The organism is Acidobacteriota bacterium (assembly GCA_040754075.1).
Classification (GTDB): domain Bacteria; phylum Acidobacteriota; class Blastocatellia; order UBA7656; family UBA7656; genus JBFMDH01.
Genome location: JBFMDH010000011.1, coordinates 180,367 through 200,510, shown reverse-complemented (window position 1 = coordinate 200,510; position 20,144 = coordinate 180,367). Strand labels below are relative to the sequence as shown.

The 20,144-nt window shown below is 51.1% G+C and carries 19 protein-coding genes; 6 read left to right on the top strand and 13 right to left on the bottom strand.

What is annotated here, in order from left to right; genetic code table 11:
• Window positions 1-119: 119 nt before the first annotated feature.
• The 13 genes from hemB to AB1757_14170 form a co-directional block, all read right to left on the bottom strand.
• Window positions 120-1,085, bottom strand: a complete 966-nt coding sequence (gene hemB, locus AB1757_14230; GenBank protein ID MEW6128195.1) for a porphobilinogen synthase — start codon at window positions 1,083-1,085, stop codon at window positions 120-122.
• Window positions 1,086-1,204: 119 nt separating this feature from the next.
• Window positions 1,205-1,792, bottom strand: a complete 588-nt coding sequence (locus AB1757_14225; GenBank protein ID MEW6128194.1) for a DinB family protein — start codon at window positions 1,790-1,792, stop codon at window positions 1,205-1,207.
• Window positions 1,793-1,955: 163 nt separating this feature from the next.
• Entirely contained in the window at window positions 1,956-3,626 is a 1,671-nt protein-coding gene (locus AB1757_14220) for a CTP synthase (protein ID MEW6128193.1), read from the bottom strand.
• A gap of 105 nt (window positions 3,627-3,731) precedes the next feature.
• Entirely contained in the window at window positions 3,732-4,079 is a 348-nt protein-coding gene (locus tag AB1757_14215; protein MEW6128192.1) for a DUF1016 N-terminal domain-containing protein, read from the bottom strand.
• Window positions 4,063-4,851: a 3-deoxy-manno-octulosonate cytidylyltransferase gene (gene kdsB / locus AB1757_14210; GenBank protein MEW6128191.1), complete on the bottom strand. Its 789-nt coding sequence runs from the start codon at window positions 4,849-4,851 to the stop codon at window positions 4,063-4,065. Before kdsB ends, AB1757_14215 begins: the two co-directional genes overlap by 17 nt.
• Window positions 4,852-5,132: 281 nt before the next feature.
• The gene (locus AB1757_14205) at window positions 5,133-5,630 is read right to left on the bottom strand and encodes a hypothetical protein (GenBank protein MEW6128190.1); all 498 of its coding nucleotides are present in this window, start codon (window positions 5,628-5,630) and stop codon (window positions 5,133-5,135) included.
• Window positions 5,631-5,738: 108 nt separating this feature from the next.
• Complete coding sequence (locus AB1757_14200; protein MEW6128189.1) at window positions 5,739-6,983, bottom strand: M20/M25/M40 family metallo-hydrolase; 1,245 nt, start codon at window positions 6,981-6,983, stop codon at window positions 5,739-5,741.
• 175 nt (window positions 6,984-7,158) lie between these two features.
• On the bottom strand, window positions 7,159-7,497 hold the full coding sequence (locus AB1757_14195) for a hypothetical protein (GenBank protein MEW6128188.1): 339 nt from the start codon (window positions 7,495-7,497) through the stop codon (window positions 7,159-7,161).
• 134 nt (window positions 7,498-7,631) lie between these two features.
• Complete coding sequence (locus AB1757_14190; GenBank protein MEW6128187.1) at window positions 7,632-8,621, bottom strand: SH3 domain-containing protein; 990 nt, start codon at window positions 8,619-8,621, stop codon at window positions 7,632-7,634.
• Between the two features lie 13 nt (window positions 8,622-8,634).
• Window positions 8,635-9,000 (bottom strand): hypothetical protein, encoded by a 366-nt coding sequence (locus tag AB1757_14185; GenBank protein MEW6128186.1) that lies wholly within the window; start codon window positions 8,998-9,000, stop codon window positions 8,635-8,637.
• 238 nt (window positions 9,001-9,238) lie between these two features.
• Entirely contained in the window at window positions 9,239-10,477 is a 1,239-nt protein-coding gene (locus AB1757_14180; protein ID MEW6128185.1) for an MFS transporter, read from the bottom strand.
• 411 nt (window positions 10,478-10,888) lie between these two features.
• The gene (locus tag AB1757_14175; GenBank protein MEW6128184.1) at window positions 10,889-13,111 is read right to left on the bottom strand and encodes a DUF1800 domain-containing protein; all 2,223 of its coding nucleotides are present in this window, start codon (window positions 13,109-13,111) and stop codon (window positions 10,889-10,891) included.
• Between the two features lie 301 nt (window positions 13,112-13,412).
• Window positions 13,413-13,550, bottom strand: coding sequence for a hypothetical protein (locus AB1757_14170; GenBank protein MEW6128183.1), 138 nt, complete (start codon window positions 13,548-13,550; stop codon window positions 13,413-13,415).
• A gap of 25 nt (window positions 13,551-13,575) precedes the next feature.
• Here AB1757_14170 and AB1757_14165 point away from each other — a divergent pair, with 25 nt between their 5' ends.
• The 6 genes from AB1757_14165 (at window position 13,576) to AB1757_14140 (ending at window position 19,925) form a co-directional block, all read left to right on the top strand.
• Entirely contained in the window at window positions 13,576-14,121 is a 546-nt protein-coding gene (locus AB1757_14165; GenBank protein ID MEW6128182.1) for an RNA polymerase sigma factor, read from the top strand.
• 35 nt (window positions 14,122-14,156) lie between these two features.
• On the top strand, window positions 14,157-14,621 hold the full coding sequence (locus AB1757_14160; protein ID MEW6128181.1) for a zf-HC2 domain-containing protein: 465 nt from the start codon (window positions 14,157-14,159) through the stop codon (window positions 14,619-14,621).
• A 15-nt stretch (window positions 14,622-14,636) separates the two neighbouring features.
• The gene (locus AB1757_14155) at window positions 14,637-15,593 is read left to right on the top strand and encodes a hypothetical protein (protein MEW6128180.1); all 957 of its coding nucleotides are present in this window, start codon (window positions 14,637-14,639) and stop codon (window positions 15,591-15,593) included.
• A gap of 166 nt (window positions 15,594-15,759) precedes the next feature.
• Entirely contained in the window at window positions 15,760-17,073 is a 1,314-nt protein-coding gene (locus AB1757_14150; GenBank protein MEW6128179.1) for a hypothetical protein, read from the top strand.
• Between the two features lie 155 nt (window positions 17,074-17,228).
• Window positions 17,229-17,606 (top strand): DUF2946 family protein, encoded by a 378-nt coding sequence (locus AB1757_14145; protein ID MEW6128178.1) that lies wholly within the window; start codon window positions 17,229-17,231, stop codon window positions 17,604-17,606.
• 135 nt (window positions 17,607-17,741) lie between these two features.
• Window positions 17,742-19,925 carry a TonB-dependent receptor gene (locus AB1757_14140; GenBank protein MEW6128177.1) on the top strand — a complete coding sequence of 728 codons (2,184 nt, stop codon included), beginning with the start codon at window positions 17,742-17,744 and terminating at the stop codon, window positions 19,923-19,925.
• Window positions 19,926-20,144: the final 219 nt, after the last annotated feature.

Here is a 20,144-nt window from a genome sequence, read left to right as displayed (position 1 = left end):
AAAAAAACAGCCGCTACAAATCAATGTAGCGGCTGTTTTGATTGATGAGAAAGACGAAGTTGAGCAAGCGGTCTTTGACCGCGTTTTCAATCAATGCCAGGTAAAGGCAATTATAAACCTTATAGTCGTTGCGCCATCTCGCGCGCGAAGTAAGTCAAAATCATATCGGCTCCGGCGCGCTTGATTGAGGTAAGCGATTCGCTAACCACCCGCGCTTCATCAATCCATCCGAGTTTCGCGGCGGCTTTGATCATGGCGTATTCGCCCGACACCTGATAGGCGGCAATCGGCACATCGAAGCGTTCCCGCGCGGCGCGAATAATATCCAGGTAAGGCAGCGCCGGTTTGACCATCAAAATATCTGCGCCTTGCTCGAAATCGAGTTCGGCTTCGCGCAACGCTTCACGGGCATTCGCCGGGTCCATTTGATAACCGCGCCGGTCGCCGAATTGCGGAGCCGATTGCGCCGCTTCTCTGAAAGGTCCGTAAAACCCCGAAGCATATTTCACCGCATAAGACATAATCGGAATTTGTTCAAACCCGTTGGCGTCCAATCCTGCGCGAATCGCTGCAACGAAGCCGTCCATCATATTCGAGGGCGCGATGATGTCTGCGCCGGCTTCGGCTTGCGTGATGGCGGTTTGCGTCAACAGATCAAGCGTCGGGTCGTTCAGCACTTCGCCATCTTTGATGACCCCGCAATGTCCGTGGTCGGTATATTCGCATAAACAATTATCGGCGATGACCAGCACCTCTTTGACTTCGCGTTTGATGGCGCGAATGGCGCGTTGCACGATGCCATCTTCGGCATAAGCATCGCTGCCGACATCGTCTTTTTCATTGGGCACGCCGAATAAAATCACTGAACGAATGCCGTCTGATTTTGCCGCCGCGCACTCTTTAACCAGTTCATCAATCGATAGATTGAAGACGCCGGGCATCGAACCGATTTCGCGTTTGACGCCTTCGCCTTCGCATACGAACAGCGGGTAGATGAAATCATCGGGCGTCAGCCGGGTTTCGCGAACCAGCGCGCGAAGGCTTTCGTTGCGGCGCAATCTTCTTGGACGTTGAATTAAATTCATGAATTAAGACTCCTGAAATGGTGGCGAATCAAAATAATTAGTCACCAGAATTATTTGACGAAACCTCAACGGAATTCAAGTGAGCGAATAAGATTTCGCGCGTTGCGCCACTGGCGGTTTTATTGGGCAGGAAAATTTGGATGCGCTATTAGCTGTCGCGCTTGCCATAAATGACGGCGTTCGTGCGCCGCAATCATGGCGAAGGCTTTGCCGAGGCGGAGCTTAATTAACCGGCTTCTGGGCGATTGAATTTTCAATCGTCGCAAATCCAAGCCGTTGGCTTGATAGAGGCGTTCAATCACCGCTTCCTGAGTTTGCATAAATTCCTCAGTGACCGCAGCAAACGATTTATCGGCAGTGGGGGCGAATGCTTTTGGCGTTTTGACCTTTAATTTCACCGGCGGTTCGAGCGTGCGCACGAACCAGTTGTTGAACCAGCCATAGCGAAAAGGTTCCTGTCCGAAAATTTTATTCGCGCGCCCCTGGTTAATTTTCGCGTCGAGCAAAGGGAAATAAAGTTTCGCTGCAACATTGAGATGTTCGATGCACTCGGCGATTGACCAGACGCCGGCTTGCGGACGCCAGTTGAATTGCTCGTGATTGAGCGAAGCAAATAAACTTTGCGCGTCAGCTTTGATGTCGAGAATCTGCCGGCGCAAATCTTCAATCTCGACAAAGAGTTTTTCTTGTTGTGGTGATGCCTGCATGGTGATCGCTCCAGAAAAGTAAAAAGGCAAAAGTTAAAAGGCAAAAGTTAAAAGTTAAGAGAATGAAAAAGTAAACCACAATAATTAAAGTGAACAGCGCAAGTATGTAACGCGCGCCATTTTTGCCTGTTCACTTTTTACTTTCACCTTTTTACTTTTTACTTCAATTTGCCGCGCCGACCTTCATCTCCTGTTCTTCGACCCTGACGTTGCTGACGGCGTCGGTGTTCGTCTGGCGGTTATGGTATTCATAAGCTGCGTGAATGAAAGAAACGAACAGGGGATGCGGCGCCAGCGGTTTGGATTTGAATTCGGGATGAAATTGACAACCCAGAAACCACGGGTGATTGTCGAGTTCGATGATTTCAATGAATTTGCCATCGGGTGATTTGCCCGAAAACACCAGACCATTTTTGCCGAGGATTTCTTCGTACTTGGGATTGAATTCGTAACGATGGCGATGGCGCTCGCTGATTTGGTTGGTGTTATAAATTTTTTCGGCAAGCGAGCCTTCTTTCAGTTTACAGGTGTAAGCGCCCAATCGCATGGTTCCGCCCATCTCTTCGACGCCAATCAAATCGCGCAACTTGAAAATAATCGGGTCTGGGGTGGTTTCTTCAAATTCGCTTGAATCGGCTGCGCTAATCCCGCAAACATCTCTCGCATATTCAATGCAGGCGCATTGCATGCCGAGGCAGATGCCGAAAAACGGAATTTTATTTTCTCTCGCATAGTGGATGGCTTTGAGTTTCCCTGCGACGCCGCGTTTGCCAAACCCTCCGGGAATGAGTATGGCGTCTAATCCCTGGAGTCGCGCTTGCCAGTTGCCGTCGTCAATTAAATCTTCCGATTCAATCCACTGGATGTTGACGCGCAGACGGTTGGCGACGCCGCCATGCACCAACGCTTCATTCAAACTCTTATAGGAATCTTCAAGACCGACATATTTACCGACCATACCGATAGTGACGCTGTCGTCCGGGTGTTTGATGGTTTGCACCAACTCTTTCCAGGGTTTCAGATTTCTTTCCGGCGCGTCGAGTTTCAATTTTCGCACAATCATGGCATCGAGTTTTTGTTCGGCAAACGTCAGTGGCACTTCGTAAATCGTCGGCACATCCTGAGCGGTAATGACTTCGTTTTGTTCGACGTTACAAAAGAGCGCAATTTTTGATTTCATCTCTTTCGGCAGCGGTCTTTCGCAACGACAGAGGAGAATGTCGGGTTGAATACCGATTTCGCGCAGTTCTTTCACGGAGTGTTGCGTCGGTTTGGTTTTGAGTTCGTGGGCAGCGGCAATGTAAGGCACAAGCGTCAGGTGAATGAACAGGGCATTTTTGCGCCCGACATCATTGCGCATCTGACGAATGGCTTCAAGGAATGGCAGGGATTCGATGTCGCCGACGGTGCCGCCGACTTCGACAATCGCCACGTCGTAATCTTTAGCGGCGGCGCGAATCACCTCTTTGATTTCGTTGGTGATGTGGGGAATGACCTGAATGGTTTTGCCCAGGTAATCGCCGCGTCGCTCTTTGTTGATAACCGAAAGATAAATGCTGCCGGTGGTCTTGCTGTTGGCGCGCGTCAGGTGCGCGTGCGAGAACCGTTCATAATGCCCCAAATCCAGATCGGTTTCCGCGCCATCGTCGGTGACAAATACTTCGCCGTGTTCAAAAGGTGACATTGTGCCGGGATCGACATTGATGTAAGGGTCGAGTTTTTGCAAAGTGACTTTCAAACCCCGGGCTTCAAGCAAAGCGGCAATCGAAGCCGCCGCCAGTCCTTTACCCAAGCCGGAAACCACGCCGCCAGTGACGAAAATATATTTAGCCATTTCAGTTATTCTCCTATCGTTTTAGTGACCATCTATCAACCTGCTGAGTTCGCAAAAGTGCGGGGCACACTTCTGATCTTTCATTTAAGAAGTCTGATTTCCAATTCAACTCTTTCGCGTTCTTGACGCAGTTCGCGTTGCAATGCTCAAAGCCAGGCGTTCATAGAGCAGCGAATTGATTTGTCGTTCAAGTTCGCGGGTGCTCCGATTGTTGTTGATGGATTCAAGCATATAAAAATTGCGCGCCTCCTGGCGTTCGACTTTGAGCAGCAAACGATAATGCGTCCAGGTCAATTCGGCACGCACTGCGTTCCGAATTGGAAAAGTAAGATAAAAGCGACGAATATCAGAGATTTCTTTCATCGAATCCCTTGCCGTGCTCGCCGGTTGCAGACTTGACTTACCAGCGGATGACGTTTGGGTTTTCGTCGCCAGATTACTTTTGCGCGCCATCTCGTTCCCCTTCAAATAACCGTTTCACTCGTTCATAATCCTGCTCGGTGTCAACGCCGACGGAGCGATGGGCGACTCTGACGACGCGGATTTTATAACCATTCTCCAGAGCGCGAAGTTGTTCAAGGCTTTCGAGGCGTTCAAGCCCTGAAGGCTGCATTCGCGCAAACCTTTGTAAAAATTCGTTGCGATAAACGTACAGTCCCGAATGCTTGCGAAAATTTACGAGCCGCGTCGGGTCTTGTTGTAAAAACGCTTCAAGCGTCAGTCCGCCGTCCGGTCGAATGTAGGGAATCGGCGAACGCGAAAAATAGAGCGCAAAGCCCAAGCTATCGGTTACGACTTTGACGACGTTGGGATTGAAAACGTCTGCAATTTCGGTGATGGGTTCCGATGTGGTGCTGATATGAATATGCCCGTCTTCCAGCATTGGCGCAATCGCTGCATCAATGGTTGTGGGGTCAATGAGCGGTTCATCGCCTTGCACATTGACAATGATTTCGGCGTCAAGACGCGCTGCAACTTCAGCGATGCGGTCGGTTCCCGAAGCCGCCTCAGTCGAGGTCATTTGTGCTTCGCCGCCGTGCTCAATTACCGCATTCAAGATGCGTTCGTCATCGGTTGCGACAATGACGCGCGCAATCAAATTCGCCTGTTTGGCGCGATTGACCACGTGAATGATGAGCGGGATGTTCTTCAGAGGAAGGATTGGCTTACCCGGCAATCGAGTTGAAGCGAACCGCGCTGGGATGATTGCAACCGCTTTTCCCATCACGGGTCTTCACACTAAGTCATGCGAAAGCGGTTTGTCAAATGAAGCGGTACGAAGAAAAAAATATATCCGCTCAAGCGCCAGAGCCAACTCAGGAAAAGCCAAAGCAGCAGAAGACCCGACAAGGAGCGAAAAGAGCCTCGCCTTTCTGAATTTCGCCCGGCAGGATTTCTCAAGGCTCGCCTTCGCTCAATCAGGGCGTGATGATTGGTAACTCAACTTCCAATGCGGAAACCGCTGGCTATTTTTCTTTAATTGCCGGGTCGATAAACTTGTAATCGTTATTTCACTTCTTCAAAATTTTCAATCGGCTTTTTCGCAAACAGATGTGGCGCGCCCGCGAGCAATCCGAGCAACGCAATCGCCAGCACGATAAGCGATGCGCTTGAACCCTGCACGGTTCCCAGAGTGAAAACCCGCGCCAGAGAAAAGAGTTGCGAAAGTAAGGTGGCAAGCAACAGGGCAACCCACGCCCATTTTTCGCCGCGACGATACGGGAATAAAACGACAAAGAGCGCCAGCAACGCATAACCGAACGCGAAGGTCGCAGCGGTGGCGCGTCGCGCTTTGAAAGCTTTGACCGCCGCATCGCCGCCGATTTCTCTGATTTGCTCAAGCCCGATGGCTTTTTCTTTGCCGTCAATGGTCACGGTTGCCAGTAGGTCGTTTTGACCGGAATAAGCGACTCTCAAAGAGTTCAGCGAAAGAAAACCGACGCTGGCAAACAACATCAACAGCAGAACCCAGCTTGCTAAGAACAACCATTTTTGACCTTTCATAAATCTCCTTTCAAATAGTCCGTAGTCCGTAGCCTGTAGTCGGACAAAAAACGTTAGGGTAAATGCAAATGCTAAAAACGATTTTAATAACCAAGCGCCTGCTATGGACTACAAACTGCCGGCGAGCGCGACTTCGAGCAGGATGAGCTTTTTAATGCCTTTGTAAAATGGTTCAATAGCGCACCATTCCGCGAGCGAATGATCGCCACCGCAAGGCGCGCAGCCCGTGGAAAATGCCTGCACACCGCCCAGCAAAGCGATGTTGGCGTTATTCGATGCCGTCGGTGTGACCTGCACATTTTCAAAACCGATGGCGCGATGCGCCGCCTCAGCCATGCGCACCGTGAACGATTCGCGATTGCCGGGAATCTGCGCCGCCGGAAGTTTTTCCGTAACCAGTTCGGTTTTTAATTTCATGCCTTCGCGCGCCGCTTCTTCGTTGACGATGACTGCAATCTTCGTTTCGTATTCGTCAATCAATTTCTGATCGGTTGAACGCAGGTCTACGGTAAACCAGGCGTCAGCGGCTTTGGCATTGACGACCTCTGCGCCGCCCAGCATGCCGATGTTTAAATTGACGGTCGGCTCTTTCGGCAGTTCAAGCGCATAGATGCGCGAAATGGCGCGCGCCATCGGCAAGGTCGCCGAATAAGGCGGGGTTTTTGAGCGTGTATGCCCGCCTGCGCCGAGAAAATGGTGTTTGTACCAGTTGATGCCGATGCCTGCGTAGGTCATATTTTCATAGCCGCCATCGAGCGCAACGTAAGAAGCGATGCGCGATTTGTTTTCGTCTACGAAAGCTTTCGCGCCAAGCATACTGGTCTCTTCTTCGACGGAAAAAAGAAAAATCAAATCGAGTTTGGTTTTGATATTGGCATCATTGAGGGCGCGAATGGTTGCAAGCATGGCTTCGACATTGCGCGTGTCATCGCCGACGCCCGGCGCATACAATTTGCCATCTTTGATTTGCGCTTTAATTTTCAAGCCTTCCTGAAAAACCGTGTCGAGATGGGCATCAATGACAACCGCTTTACCGTTTGCGGCGGTGCCTTTGCGAAGGGCGATGAGATTGCCTTTGGCATCATAATAAATTTTGTCGAGTTTGAGGCTTTCAAGAATTTTTTTAACCGCTTCGGCGCGTTCACGTTCTTTGCCCGAAGGCGCATTGATTTCCGTGAGTTGAATCCATTCCTGAAGTATCGGGTCTTGGTGCGCGTCAACGTGCGCAAAAGCCCGTTGCACATCAGCGCGATTCATGATTTGTTTGGCTTCGGCGTTGTAATCCTGCTCGGCAAGGGCAAGGTTGAAGGTGAACAGTGTGGCGCACAACCCTGCGATGAACAATTTTTTCATGCAACTAACTCCCATTGAGATTGATTAAGAAACGGCATTCTAAACACCCACGCAAACATGCGCAACGCACAACCGGAAAAGCCGATGAGCGTTTCTGTGAGCGCAAATAGGGTTTTGTAGCAGCGTGCCAGGGTGGATAGTTTTCCGGTCAGGGTATCAAGTGGCTGATGATTGTTTATGCGTAAGGTTCATCTTCGCGCATGGCGACCAGTTCGATTCGACTGTCTATGCCAAACAGACCGACGCGATAGAGGTTATGGCAGAGGATTTGCGGCGCGGCAACCAGTTTCAATTTTTTGGTGCGGGTTAAAATTTGGCGAATCGCATTAATGGTGGTGACGATAGCAATGCCATCGCTGACATCAAATTCCAACATATCCAGCGCCACGGCGTCGGGATTGATTTCACACTCTGCCAGCCGCTTCTCAAAGGCTGCGGCATTGGCTTGATGCAAATCGCCTTCGATGGCGATGGCATAGTCTTGTTGAAAATTTATTTTTACTTCTGAATACATTGGAACCTAAGATAAGTTGATACTTTTCAGCGTTCAGAGTTACGCCTTCAGTCGTGAGAGAAGAGCGATTCACGCATCAATGCGTAACTCTGAACCTCCAGAAATTTAAGTTCCACTGTACTCAGTCTCATCGCTCAACGATATAGTTGTTCAAGTTTGGTGAGCACTTGAACTGTTGCGGCTTTCTTGGCATCGGTCACTTTTGCAAGCGTGGCGCGCAACGCGGCAAATTCCGGCGCAGCCTCTTTGCGCTCCTCAGCCGTCGGTTTCTCTGTACTATCTTTTGCATATTCAATCAGGCTTTGCGCCTCTTCGCTGATTTGCGTGAGCGCCTCAGCGGCGTGTGCGCCTTGCGGATAGAGTTTCAGATAACGCCCGATTGTTATATTGATTCGCGCAACATGACAGGGCACATAGCCTTCGCATTCGCCGCCCACGGGATTTTGCGCCGCCGCCCAGGCGATGCGTTCGGCAACCGGCAAGGTGGCATATTTTTTGTGCAGATTCCACAGCGCATCGGTATTCAGAAACCACGAACCGGCGGGTTCGCTGTAAATCAAACTCGCTTCATTGGTCTTTAAAAATGTTTTGTAAGGTTCCTGCTCCTGCTGATCGCTTTGAATCGTTAGCGCAGTTTTGTGCAGAGCCAGAAGTTTTGCCAGTTCAATCGTCGCCGCATCCGCAGGCGTTTTCATCTCTTTGACCGCCGATGAGAGAAAGCGGAATAAATCCGTTGCATCGGCATAACTCATCTCTTCAAGTTTCAACCGCTCGTCGGCAATCTGTTTGTAAATCGCGGCGCGTTTGTTTTCATCGAACGGTTGGGTAAAACCGCCAAATACCCAGCCGTCTTTGCCATCGGGAAGCCCCACGCGATACCAGTAATCTTCTTTGCCGGCAATTTTGGCTTTTTCAAGTGAAGGCTCGCCTTCGCTGACAATCGTGCCGATGCCGAGTTTCATCACCTCTTCGCCGTTGACGTTTGGCGCTGAACGCGCCTTGACGTTTGAGGCAATGATGATGCGTGATTTGCCGGTCGGGGTCTGTACTGCATGAATATCCGTGACGTTTGCGAATACGCCAGCCATTAAAAGAACAAGTAAATACAATTTTTTATTCATCATTCCTTTTCCACTATCAAAATTCTTCGCGTTTGACCCCTTTGAATTCGCCGGTTTCGGAAACCTGATAAAACCAGTATTTGAAATTTCTATCATTCGGGTCTTCACTGAGCCAGATGCGATTTTGCATCTCTTCATCACTTAAAATTTTTGCGTCAAGCGCAAGCACGGCGTAATAAGAACCGTCGGAGTTTCCCTGTCGCCAGGTCTTGCCATACATATTTTCAAGCATCGCTTCCTGTTTTTCAGGCGTCACCTTGCCGTCGCTAAGCCAATCTTCAGGCACCGTGTAATAGAGTACGCAATCATAGGTGGCAGGCGAAATAAATCCCGAAGGCAATCCCAATCCGTCTTTAATCTGCAAACGAACCGTTTTGACCATCGAACCTCCAGTGTTTAGTTATAACCTGAGCGCTCACAGCCTTGATAAAATAAACCACCGAGACACTGAGACACCGAGAAGGATGAAGAGGTGAAGGGGAGAAGAGGTGAAGAGGTGAAGGGGAGAAGAGGTGAAACGCGCAAACTTTTCCCCTTCTCCCTTTCTCCCCTTCTCCCTTTCTCCCCTTCTCCCTTTCTTCTTCATCTCTGTGTCCCGGTGTCTCTGTGGTGAAAAATTTTTATGCTGCTTCAATCGCCTCAACGGTGTCAGCGCGCCTGTCCTTAAAGAACAGGAAAAAAGCAATGGCGCAAATCACCGTCACGGCGCAGGGCACTAAAAATATCTTTGTCCAATCGGCACCCTCGGCTGTGGTGAAATAATCTTTGATGAACCCCGTGAGTTTTGAACTGAGCGCCATACCGACGCCGAGCACGATGAAGGTAATCAACGCCTGTGCCGAGGCGCGAATGTCGGGCGGCGCAACCGAATCGACATAGACATAACAGACCACAAAGAAACAGACATAACAGATACCGTGAAGTGATAGCGCCGCAATGACTAAAAATTTCGGTTGCCCGTAAGCGAATATGGCGTAGCGAATGGGCCAGAAAAGAATGCCTACAGCCATAGTTTTTCGCACCCCCCACCTGCCGAGCATCCACGGCAAAGCCAGCATCGTGCCGATTTCGGCAACCTGCGCGATGGTCATCACGCCTGAGACGTTGGCTTTGGCGACGCCGACTGATTCCAGAAAGGGCGCGGTCAGAATGTAATAAAACTGCAATTCAGTAGATACGATGAAGGCGATAACCATAAACAACAGAAATGCTGGGTCGCGCAGCATCTTGAGCGCCGCAAGAAACGCCAGCGGACTATCCCCGCGTTTTTGCGGCGGTGTGTGCGGCAGGGCAAAACAGAAGAGTCCAAGCAGGATAGAAAAGAAACCGCCAATCCATAAACTGTCATCGCCCGCAAGTCCCGGCAATCCCTGATTATCGAAAGCCCGGCGCACGAGTGTGAGCAACAAACCGGCGGCAATCCAGCCAATGGTTCCCCAAACTCTCACCAAGCCGAATTTCTTTTGCGCGTCGGGCAGGTGCTGAAATGCCAGTGAATTGGTAAGCGCCAAGGTCGGACCATAAACCAACGACCATAAGCCCATAAACAACAGATAACTGCTGTAAGAGGTTCGCGTCGCCAGAATACAAAGAAAGACGCCGCCTGCAAGATGCAAAATGCCGAGCAATTTTTCCGAAGCCATCACGCGGTCAGCGAGTTGCCCGGCAAACAGCGGCGCAATCATGCAGCCAATCGGCAACAACGCGAAAATCCACCCCAGTTGATTGCCGTCAAATCCTAAGCCGCCTTCGGCTGTCGAACGTTGCAGATAAGCCGATAAGACCGGAGCCCACATCCCCCAGACGACATATTCCAAAAACATCATTACCGATAAACGCCAGCGCACCCCTTGATTCATAGGTTTCCTTTCAGATTTTTTAGTTGGCAGAGAGACATCATTAACCCGCTGCCGCTTTGGATAATTTCTTCAATAAAGCAGAGGCGATTTTATATGCGAACCGCTGAAAAGTGAAAACCGGATTGCGAAAAGTTCAACGATTTGCCGGAACAACTGTCAGGGCAAGCGATGCGGTTTGCGAATCTCAGGCTGATGAATGATTCAATGAGTTGATGGAAGACCTTGCAGGCTTGCCATTGACCGTTGATGATGGCTCTCGATTCGCCGTATGCGCCGGGAAATTCAACTTGACTTCATCAATAGCGGTTTGCCGTATCAATCTTAAATCCCCGGTTAATCGAATAAGCTTTGTGACCCCGCAACCTATAAGAACCGCGAAAGAGGACTGCCGTGCTTTAGCTGGCGGAGATGTTACTTATGTTGAAACTCCGCCGTGCCCATCAGCAAAGCAATCATCTGCGCGAGACGACGATTCAAAGGCGGCGCATTTTGCAAATTGGCTGGCAGAGGTTGTGGTCGGTTCATATCATTCACGCCCACAGGTCGCGGTGCATTAGGCATGGGAGGTTTTTCTTCAAGCCCTGTGCGCACGGCTTCGCGGCTTTTCGTTGACAGCGGCGTGTGAGTGATGAGCGCGGCGAGTTGATTCATCAAGGTTTCGGTATCGGTTAAGGCTTCAGTCGCGACCAGTCGTGTCGCATCATAGCGCGTGCCGGGAATTTGATTATTGGCAAGCGCCACGCCGAAGTTGATGCGATTTAAAAATACGCCGGTGTTTTGCCATTCGCTGGAATCCTCTTTATAACCGGTCGGCGCTTGCTGTTGATAGAGCGGTTCGCCCATGCGGCGCAGCCAGTCATTTAAAGCCGGAGCGCCGTTGGTGTCTGCGTCAATGGCGCGAATCGCTGAGGCGACGAGTTCCAGCGGCGATTTCAATTTCACCCGAAAGACTGTCGGCGAATAAAATTCCGGCGACGTGAAAATGGCTCTCAGAGCCGATTTGATGTCGCCATCGCTTTTTAAAAAGGCTTCAGCGACACGTTCAACCAGTGGCGCTGAAGGGGTGTCGCTGACGAATCGCTGGCAAAGTTTTTTCGCAATGAAGCGCGCCGTCGAAGGGTGGCGCGCAAGCCTATCGATGACCTGCAAACCGTCGCTCATTCCGCCGCCTGCGGCAATCGGGGTTCCCAAAACGGTTTTGCTGCCGCTGTCGTGCATCCAGTGACGATAGATGAAACCGCCGCCCTGGTACGGGCGGTCAAGCGTCCAGCCGGTAAAGCAACGGGCGATTTCCTGCACATCTTTTTGCGTGTAGCCGCCATCAACCCCCAGGGTGTGCAACTCCATCAACTCGCGCGCATAGTTTTCATTGATACCGGGTTTGCGCGGCGCTTGCGGTGGCGGTGGCGCTGGAGATTGCGGACGCTCTAGTTGCGGAGCAGGCATTAGCCTTTCGCGGATTGCGGACGGTTGGGAATCAGTTGGCTTTGCGGTTTTTGGCTCATCGGCTTTCATCATCTCTTGCGGTTGCGACGTGGAACCGGCTACAGGAGCCGGATTCGCGGCTTGCGGCGGACGTTGTTGCTGGTTGGGGCGCGGCGGGCGCGGTTGTTTGGAATCGGGCGCAGCCGAAAGCCAGTTGTCGAGATAAAACATCATCGCCGGACTCTGGGCAATGGCTCTCAGCAAGTCGCGGAATTTGCCCAGCGCGTTCGGACGAATGGCATCGCGTTCGTAACTGGTGACCATCCATTGCACCGCATCTTTTTGCGCGAAGACATTGAAATGGTTGAACCAGAAATCGGTCATCACTTCCTGCAACTGGCGATTGCTCGAAACGGCGCGCACCAGTTTCTGTTGCACGAGTTCTGCGTAAATCTGTTGCGGACGACCGAATATCGCCGGAGGATTCGCTTGTTTATAACGTTCATCGGCAACCGGCGGCGGCGGATAAAATTGAAAGAGGTCGGCTTGTCCCATCTGTATGGTCGGCAACACCGCGAGCCGCTTTTCCACATCGCTGTCATCAATGGTTTCGGGATGCAGTTGGGTTTCGATAAATTTATCAATGCCGGTTTTTTTGAGAGTTTCAATGTCGCCGGGACGCGCGCCAAAAGTTGCGCGATTCAGGATATGCAGGATTTTTTGCTCTTCGCTGAGGCGTACGCTTTTAGCTGATGTCGCGCCGGTTGCAATCAACGATTCGCCGGTTGCCAGCGCGGCGGTCGAGGTTGATGAACGCAGACGCGGCGCGATGTCGATGAGCACGACCGGCGGCGGCAAGGGAATCGGCAATTGCAGATTGGCGCGTGGCAGTTTGGCTTTTTGCTCTTCGGTTAAAAGCGCCGCCAGTTCTTCGCGAAATTCGCTCTGCTCTTTTTGCGCATCATTAAAGAGTTGCTGCGAATATGGCGTTTTGCGGGCGCGTTGTTGCAATTCCGTAATTTTCGGAAGGTGCTTCATAAACGCTTCGCGCACTTGCAGAGCTTGTTCGCTACTGAGTGATAATCCATCGCCGAGGCGTTTGAGGAAGGGTTCAAATACCGGGTCAATCTGTTGCGCAAACGAATGAATGGGGGAGACCAGAATTGCCAGTATGAGCGTGCAGCTAAACAGCCGAACAGTTGATTTCATAACAACTCCTTAAATCCGCTTCAAGGGGAGAGGTTGTCAAACAGACACGAAAAAATTCATATACACAAATGACCGGATAAGCCTGGTCGTTTGTGTGAAAACTTTCTGTCCGAGAGTAAACGAGACCCGGTCATGTTCGCACGCCTGCTGCAAATTGTCATCTGTTAGTTATGCGTTCAGAGTAATCTTGATCAGAGGGTAGCCGGCGCTCCAGGTTTACTCGAAAAATCAATCGCTCACCGGCGAAAGCTAAAATTTATCCTCGGACTGGGCGAATCAATTCGGATTAGACGGATAAGGATTAAAATAAACATCCGCCCAATCCGCCTGCTCCTGAGATGAATCGTTCCCTTGCAAAAGGGCGCTTGATTTCAACGACAGGGGATAACGGGTGAGGTAATTTTTTATTTTTCAGTTGTGCAACTTTTTTTTTACTCACCGGTTTTCCAGGCGTAGAGAGTTTTATGACACAGGCAAACGATGAGTTCGTTTCGATTTTTAACGAGGTCTATCCAAACCTCTGTCGTTTTCTTGAGTCAATGTTAGGCGGTGACGGCGCGGCTCAGGATATTGCTCAGGAAAGTTTTCTGCGCCTTCATCGGTTGGGACTATCGCGCATTGCGGCGGGCGAAGCGCGTTTCTGGCTCTTTCGCGTGGCGCGAAATCTGGCTTTGAATGAAATGGCAAAAAAGCAGACGCGAATGCGATTCATCGACAAAATCGTTGAACTGTTTCATAAACCGCTGCCAACCCCCGAAGACATCGCCGGACAAGCGGAGCGCCGCGAGAAATTATTTGAACTGCTGGGGGAACTCGCGGAACCGCAACGCGCGGCGCTGTTGTTGCGCGAACAGCAGGAGATGAGTTACAGCGAAATCGCCGTAGTGCTCAACGTGTCGCCAGGTAAAGTTAAATCGGACATCTTTCGCGCCCGCTCGCTGTTGCGCGAGAAATGGAATGATTTGCATAAACCGCTTTCCCCGACCCTGCCTGAGCGCATCGGTTCATGATGAAGATTGTTTTTAAGTGACACGAGTTGAAACGTATGGAGTGCCAATTTATTGAACAGATTTCTCTATTGATTGACGGCGAGTTGAACGAAGCGGACGCCCGTCAAATCCGCGCCCACCTGGCAACCTGCGCAGTTTGTCAGCAGGCGCAGGCAGATTTTCTAAGTTTGCGACAAGCGGTTCAAGCGGCTCCGCACGCGCCTGACGCCATCGCTCAACAACGAACGCTGACGCGCATTCTTACAAATGAGCGGACGCCGTTGTGGCGCAGGAAAATCGCGATGCCTGCTCCGGCTTTCGCGCTGTTGATGCTGGCGTTTGTGGCGCTGAGTTTCTGGATGGTCGCTTCGCGCATAAACCCTGCGCCGCAAACAGGGGTTCAAATTTCACCGCCGAGTCGTCGCGAAGTAACTCAAAATGCCGCCAGCGCTTTTGATTTATCGAAATTTGACCGTGGCGAACGCGCTGTGATTTACACCTCGCCGCGTCCCACGCAGTAACGGAGTCTTTGAGAGATGAATGTCCGTATAAAAATTTCTCTGATGTTTATGGCATTGGTCGTGTTGTTGATGAATGATGCGACTCAACGTCCGGCAAAATCCAGCCCGCTGGCAAATGTTGCAAAACGCATTCGCTTTGCAATTAACACCATTGAAGAAAGTCGCGAGCAACAAAAAATCATCTCATCGGCTTTGATTGAAGGCGCGCCGGGAACCGATTTCGATATTGATTTGAATGGCGAACGCTTCAAAATAAGCGCGAAATTTTTGACCGATGTAGCTGACCATGAGCGTTTGCATATTCGCGCCGATTTGAAAACCCGCAGATTGTATGGGATTTCCGAACGCCACCTGCCGCTTTATGAAGAGGATGAACAACGGCAAACCTTGCAACTGGGGTTTGATGAACAGGTCATCCTGTTGCCCTTCGGGCGAAGTGGCGGCGATGAGCGGTTGCGCATTGAAATCACTCCGATGATGACCGACGAAGCGGTTTATCTGCCAAACGGGAAGATGCGTCCGCTGGAAATTAAACTGCCGATTGTAAGTCCCGGCGGCGTCATCAGCATTCAAGCGCGCAAAATCCCGCACCATTTCGATGTCGAAGTTTCATTGCTCGAAAACGGCGAGGAAATCGCCCGCGCCAATGGACAAGTTTTGCTGAAAGAAAAACAGGAGCTGTTACTGCAACCAGCAGGCGCAAAAAATTTGCGTGAAGCCATCGCTATCAATTTCAGCGTTGAAGATTGCCTACAGGCGCGTCCCGTAGATGATGCGGTCATCAATTTCGATGTTTATCGCCAAGACCCGCAAAATGCGGCGAAGCGCACAACCATCGGCTTGAACTGGTCTGGGGTGATGCAGGTTGGCAAACCGGTCAGTTACCCATTGCCCGATGATTTATCGCCTTCAGGGAAAGGTTACGAACTGAGGTTCAATGTGAAAATCGCTCAAGGTGAAATCGTTGAATAGACCGCAAAATTTCTACCGCGTTCAAATCGAATTGCACAATCTTTTGCGGTGTTGAGCAGCGGTCAAAGCCCGGCTCTCAGCGGAAAATATCCTCAACATTTTAAACACCGGCTATCGCTCAACCTCGGTTGAGCGCACAGGCAGCGTGTGGACGATTGGAGAATTTATGGACAAACGAATTTTCAGCTTTCTATTTTTACTCGGTTTAATATTGCCGCAATCAATCGCTGCGCAAACGCAGGGCATCGACCTTGCGCTTGCCGAACAATATTTTGACGAAGCGCAGGCGATTTGCGCGAAAGATAATGGCGCGCTGTGGGGCATTTCGCTTGCTGGACCTATGATGTTTGTTGACCGCGAGACGCGAATGATTGCGGCAAACCATAGCGACAGCGAAGGGCGGTTGACTAAAAGAGGCAAAATTTTTATCGGCAAATTGCCCGACGAAATCAACATCTCGAACACCGCGCTCAAATGGGCTGGCGTCAAATGGACGATGGTGAGCTATCCGTTGCCGGTCGATAAACAGGTGCGCGCCCAACTCATGCTTCACGAATTGTTTCATCGCGTGCAGGAAGATTTGGGATTTGCGGCGGCTAATCCCGCGAATAATCATCTGGATTCATTTACCGGGCGGTTGTGGTTGCAATATGAGTGGCGAGCTTTGCAAAGGGCGCTCACGGCGCAGGGCAGCGAACGGCAAAAAGCGATTGCCGACGCGCTGATGTTTCGCGCTTATCGCCGCAACCTTTTTCCGCAAGCGGCGCGCAGTGAAAATGAGTTGGAAATCAATGAAGGACTCGCCGAGTACACCGGCGTGAAATTGTGCGGCACAAGCGATGCGGTATCGGCGCGATTTTTTGCCGGGGAGTTGCGACGCTTTGAATCAAGACCAACCTTTGTGCGGTCGTTCGCCTATGCGTCGGGTCCGGCTTACGGTCTGTTGCTTGATGCGATACATCCGCATTGGCGAAAAGCCATAAAACAACTGGGTGATATGGGATTGATATTGGCTAAAGCGCACAGAGTTAAATTGCCCGTCAATTTTAAACAAGCAGCCGAACGCCGCGCTAAACCGTATGATTGCACATCGCTTCTGGCACTTGAGTCGGAGCGCGAGTCGCGCCGCGAAAAGCGGGTGGCGGGGTATCGCGCGCAATTCATCGAAGGCGCGGTTTTATCCATTCCACTCACGAACGAGGTGCAATACAGTTTCAATCCGAATAATGTGGAAGTTCTGGATGATGCCAACACGGTGTTTCCAAATCTGCGCATCAGTGACGCCTGGGGAATTTTGAATGTCACGGGTGGCGCGGTGCTCACGCGCCTTGATGGTCGTGTAGTTAAGGTTACGGTTGCCGCGCCAACGAATTTACCAACCACGTCGTTGCAAGGCGATGGCTGGACACTTGAATTAAAAGACGGTTGGCAGGTGGTACGCGGCGCAAGACCGGGAGATTTCACGCTCAAGCGTCAATAGCAGGCGGTTGTAGAAATAGATGGGCAAGGTTCATTCTTGCCCGGATTTTGCCGGTGTTTTGCATCGCACTTGATGATAACATTCAGAGCTTTATTGACGCGGCAATTGACCATGAGGTTAAATGGGGTTTGCGAAATTACCTGATGAGAGCGCCATTGAGACAGCGAACGAACATCATCCGCGAGACCAACCGGCATTTGCGCCTTGCAGCCTTTCTGTTGCTGGCTCTCATCAGTCATGCGCTTTTTACAAGCTGTACGCATCACCATACCAATCAACCGCATGAGTTTATTTCCTCAACGGCGAGCGTTTCTCAAGACGGGCATACGCCGGAAGAACATCACCCGCAATCCGGTCACGATACGCATTGCGTGACCTGTCAACTGCAACGCGATTTCGCTTCGCAGGTTTCACCGTCGGTAAACGTTGGCGCGCTCAACCCTGAACTTGCCAGTTGGGAAGAATTTCTTTGCGGTTATCATTCAACTGAACCCTTCACCATCCCTGCGGGTCGCGCCCCGCCGCTTGTTTAATTCTCCAATCCATCCCGGTTGTAACGGCAGCGCGTGAGTGGGCGTTCGCTGACTGAACGTGTATTCACCGATTGCGCCGTTGCCATTTCCAATCACTGCAATTGAACGAACAGAAATCATCAAGGAGAATTTTTCATGCGAAGAAGCAAATGGCTAAATGGCTTTTTAATTGCGCTTTTATTTTTAAGCAGCGCGCCGCTGAATTTTGCGCAAAGCGGCGCGAAACTCAGCGGCACCGTCACCATCGGCAATAACACGCCGGTGCACAATGTGACGGTAACTATTCTGCAACTCAAACGCTCGGTAGAAACCGATGAAGATGGTCGGTATGTGTTTAATGACCTGCCGCCCGGAACCTATGACGTAGTGGCGCACCTGCACCGCTTCCCCGATGTGGTGAAAAATGTGCAGGTGGGCGCGGGCGCAACGGCTACGGCTGATTTTCAACTGACCTTGACCGTAAAAGAAGAGGTGACAGTGACGGCAACCGGCAGCGACGAAACCTCATTCAATTCGATTCAATCGGTTGCCTCGCTTGGGGCGCTGGAAATCGCCCAGAAAAATCCTGTGTCGCTTGGCGAAGCGTTGGACAATCAACTCGGCGTTGCCAAACGCAGTTTCGGTCCGGGCAATGCGCGCCCGGTGATTCGCGGCTTTGATGGTGACCGCGTATTGGTTTTGCAGGACGGCGAGCGCATCGGCTCGCTCGGTTCACAATCGGGCGACCACGGCGAACCGATTGATGTGTTATCAGTCGAAAAATTGGAAGTCGTCAAAGGTCCCGCGACTTTGCTTTACGGCAGCAGCGCCATTGGCGGCGTGGTCAATGCGGTGACCGGACACGAAGAGGCGCATCAAGGCGTGCACGGTTATTTGACCGGCATAGCGGGCACCAATCGCTCGCAATTCGGCGGAAGCGGCGGCATTGAATTCGGCACACTGCACTGGCTCTTCTGGGCAAATGGTGGCGGGCAGCGAAGCGATGATTACGAAAGTCCGCGTGGCGTCGTAGCGAATTCCTTCACCCGCTCAACGCACGGGTCGGGTGGCTTCGGCTATTACAAAGACCGAGGCTTTTTCAGTTTGAATTATGACTACAACAAAAGTCGTTATGGCATTCCGTTCGATAGTCGTGAAGAAGACCCTGAAATTGTCGGACTCAACCCGCGCAAACAGAGCGCGCGACTGAATTTCGGGTTGCGCGATTTGCCGTCGCTGGTGACTTCGGCAAAATTCACTTTGCAATACAACGATTATAAACACAGCGAATTCGATATTCCGACAGGCGACATCAACACCACGTTTAAAAACAAAACCTTTGTGTATGATGGACTGTTCGACCAGAAAAAAATCGGCAGATATTCCGGCACCTTCGGATTCTGGGGCTTGCATAGAGATTTCGATACCATCGGCGCAGAAGCCTTAGCGCCGCCCACCACGCAAAATGCTTTTGCGGGATTCGCTTTGCAGAAATTCGATTTCGAGCGGTTCAGCGTACAACTCGGCGGGCGCGTCGAACACAATGGTTATGACCCTGACGGGTTGTCCGCTCGTTCATTTACAGGTTTTTCAGGCGCGGCAGGAGTTCGCGTGCCGACCTGGACAGGGGGCGCTCTGGTGGTCAACTATTCGCACAGCTACCGCGCGCCATCGCTTGAAGAGTTGTATAACAATGGCCCGCATCCGGGTAACGGAGTGTTTGAAATCGGCGATGAAAATTTAAAACGCGAACGTGGCGATGGCATCGAACTCGGCGTCCGCCATTCAACTGGTCGCGTGAAAGGGGAATTCAATTTCTTCTACTACAATTTTAAGGATTTCGTTTTTCTTGCGCCGACCGGAGACGTGGACGAAGAAGAAGCGTTGCCGATTGCCGAATACCGCCAGGCAAACAGCCGGTTTGTCGGCGCGGAGGCGCAGCTATCCGTGGCTTTGCATAACAATATCTGGCTGAACAGTGGGCTTGATTATGTGAATGCCGAACTGACGGATAGCAATACGCCTTTGCCGCGCATTCCGCCGCTTCGCGGACGTGTCGGGTTTGATTTCAATTACAAAGGTTTGACGGTATCGCCGGAAGCGGTGATGGCAAAAGACCAGAATCGTATTTTTCCGTTGGAGACGCGCACCGGCGGCTATACGGTCTTCAATTTGAAGGGCACCTATACTTTAACCAGTCAACACATCGCCCATGTGTTTTCGTTGAGCGGGTTCAATCTGGGCAATCGCTTTTATCTGAATCATCTGTCATTTATTAAAGACATCGCGCCGGAAATCGGGCGCGGCGTCCGACTGACCTACACCATGCGGTTCTTCTAAACTGTTCGGTGCCGTGAGTCTTTGCGTGTCAGTAATTTTGAAATTGCGAGATTCACGGCGCTCGATAAATCTGCGTAAACTTTAGCAACTGGTTGCTTTGTTCAATATTTACGCTTGAACGAGGCGGCGTTTGCTTGTAGTATAAGGCTGCTTTGCTTGTAGCGTTGTATCTCAAATTGCCAGATGCAAGTGGATAATCGTAGCCTCCCCGATTCGTTA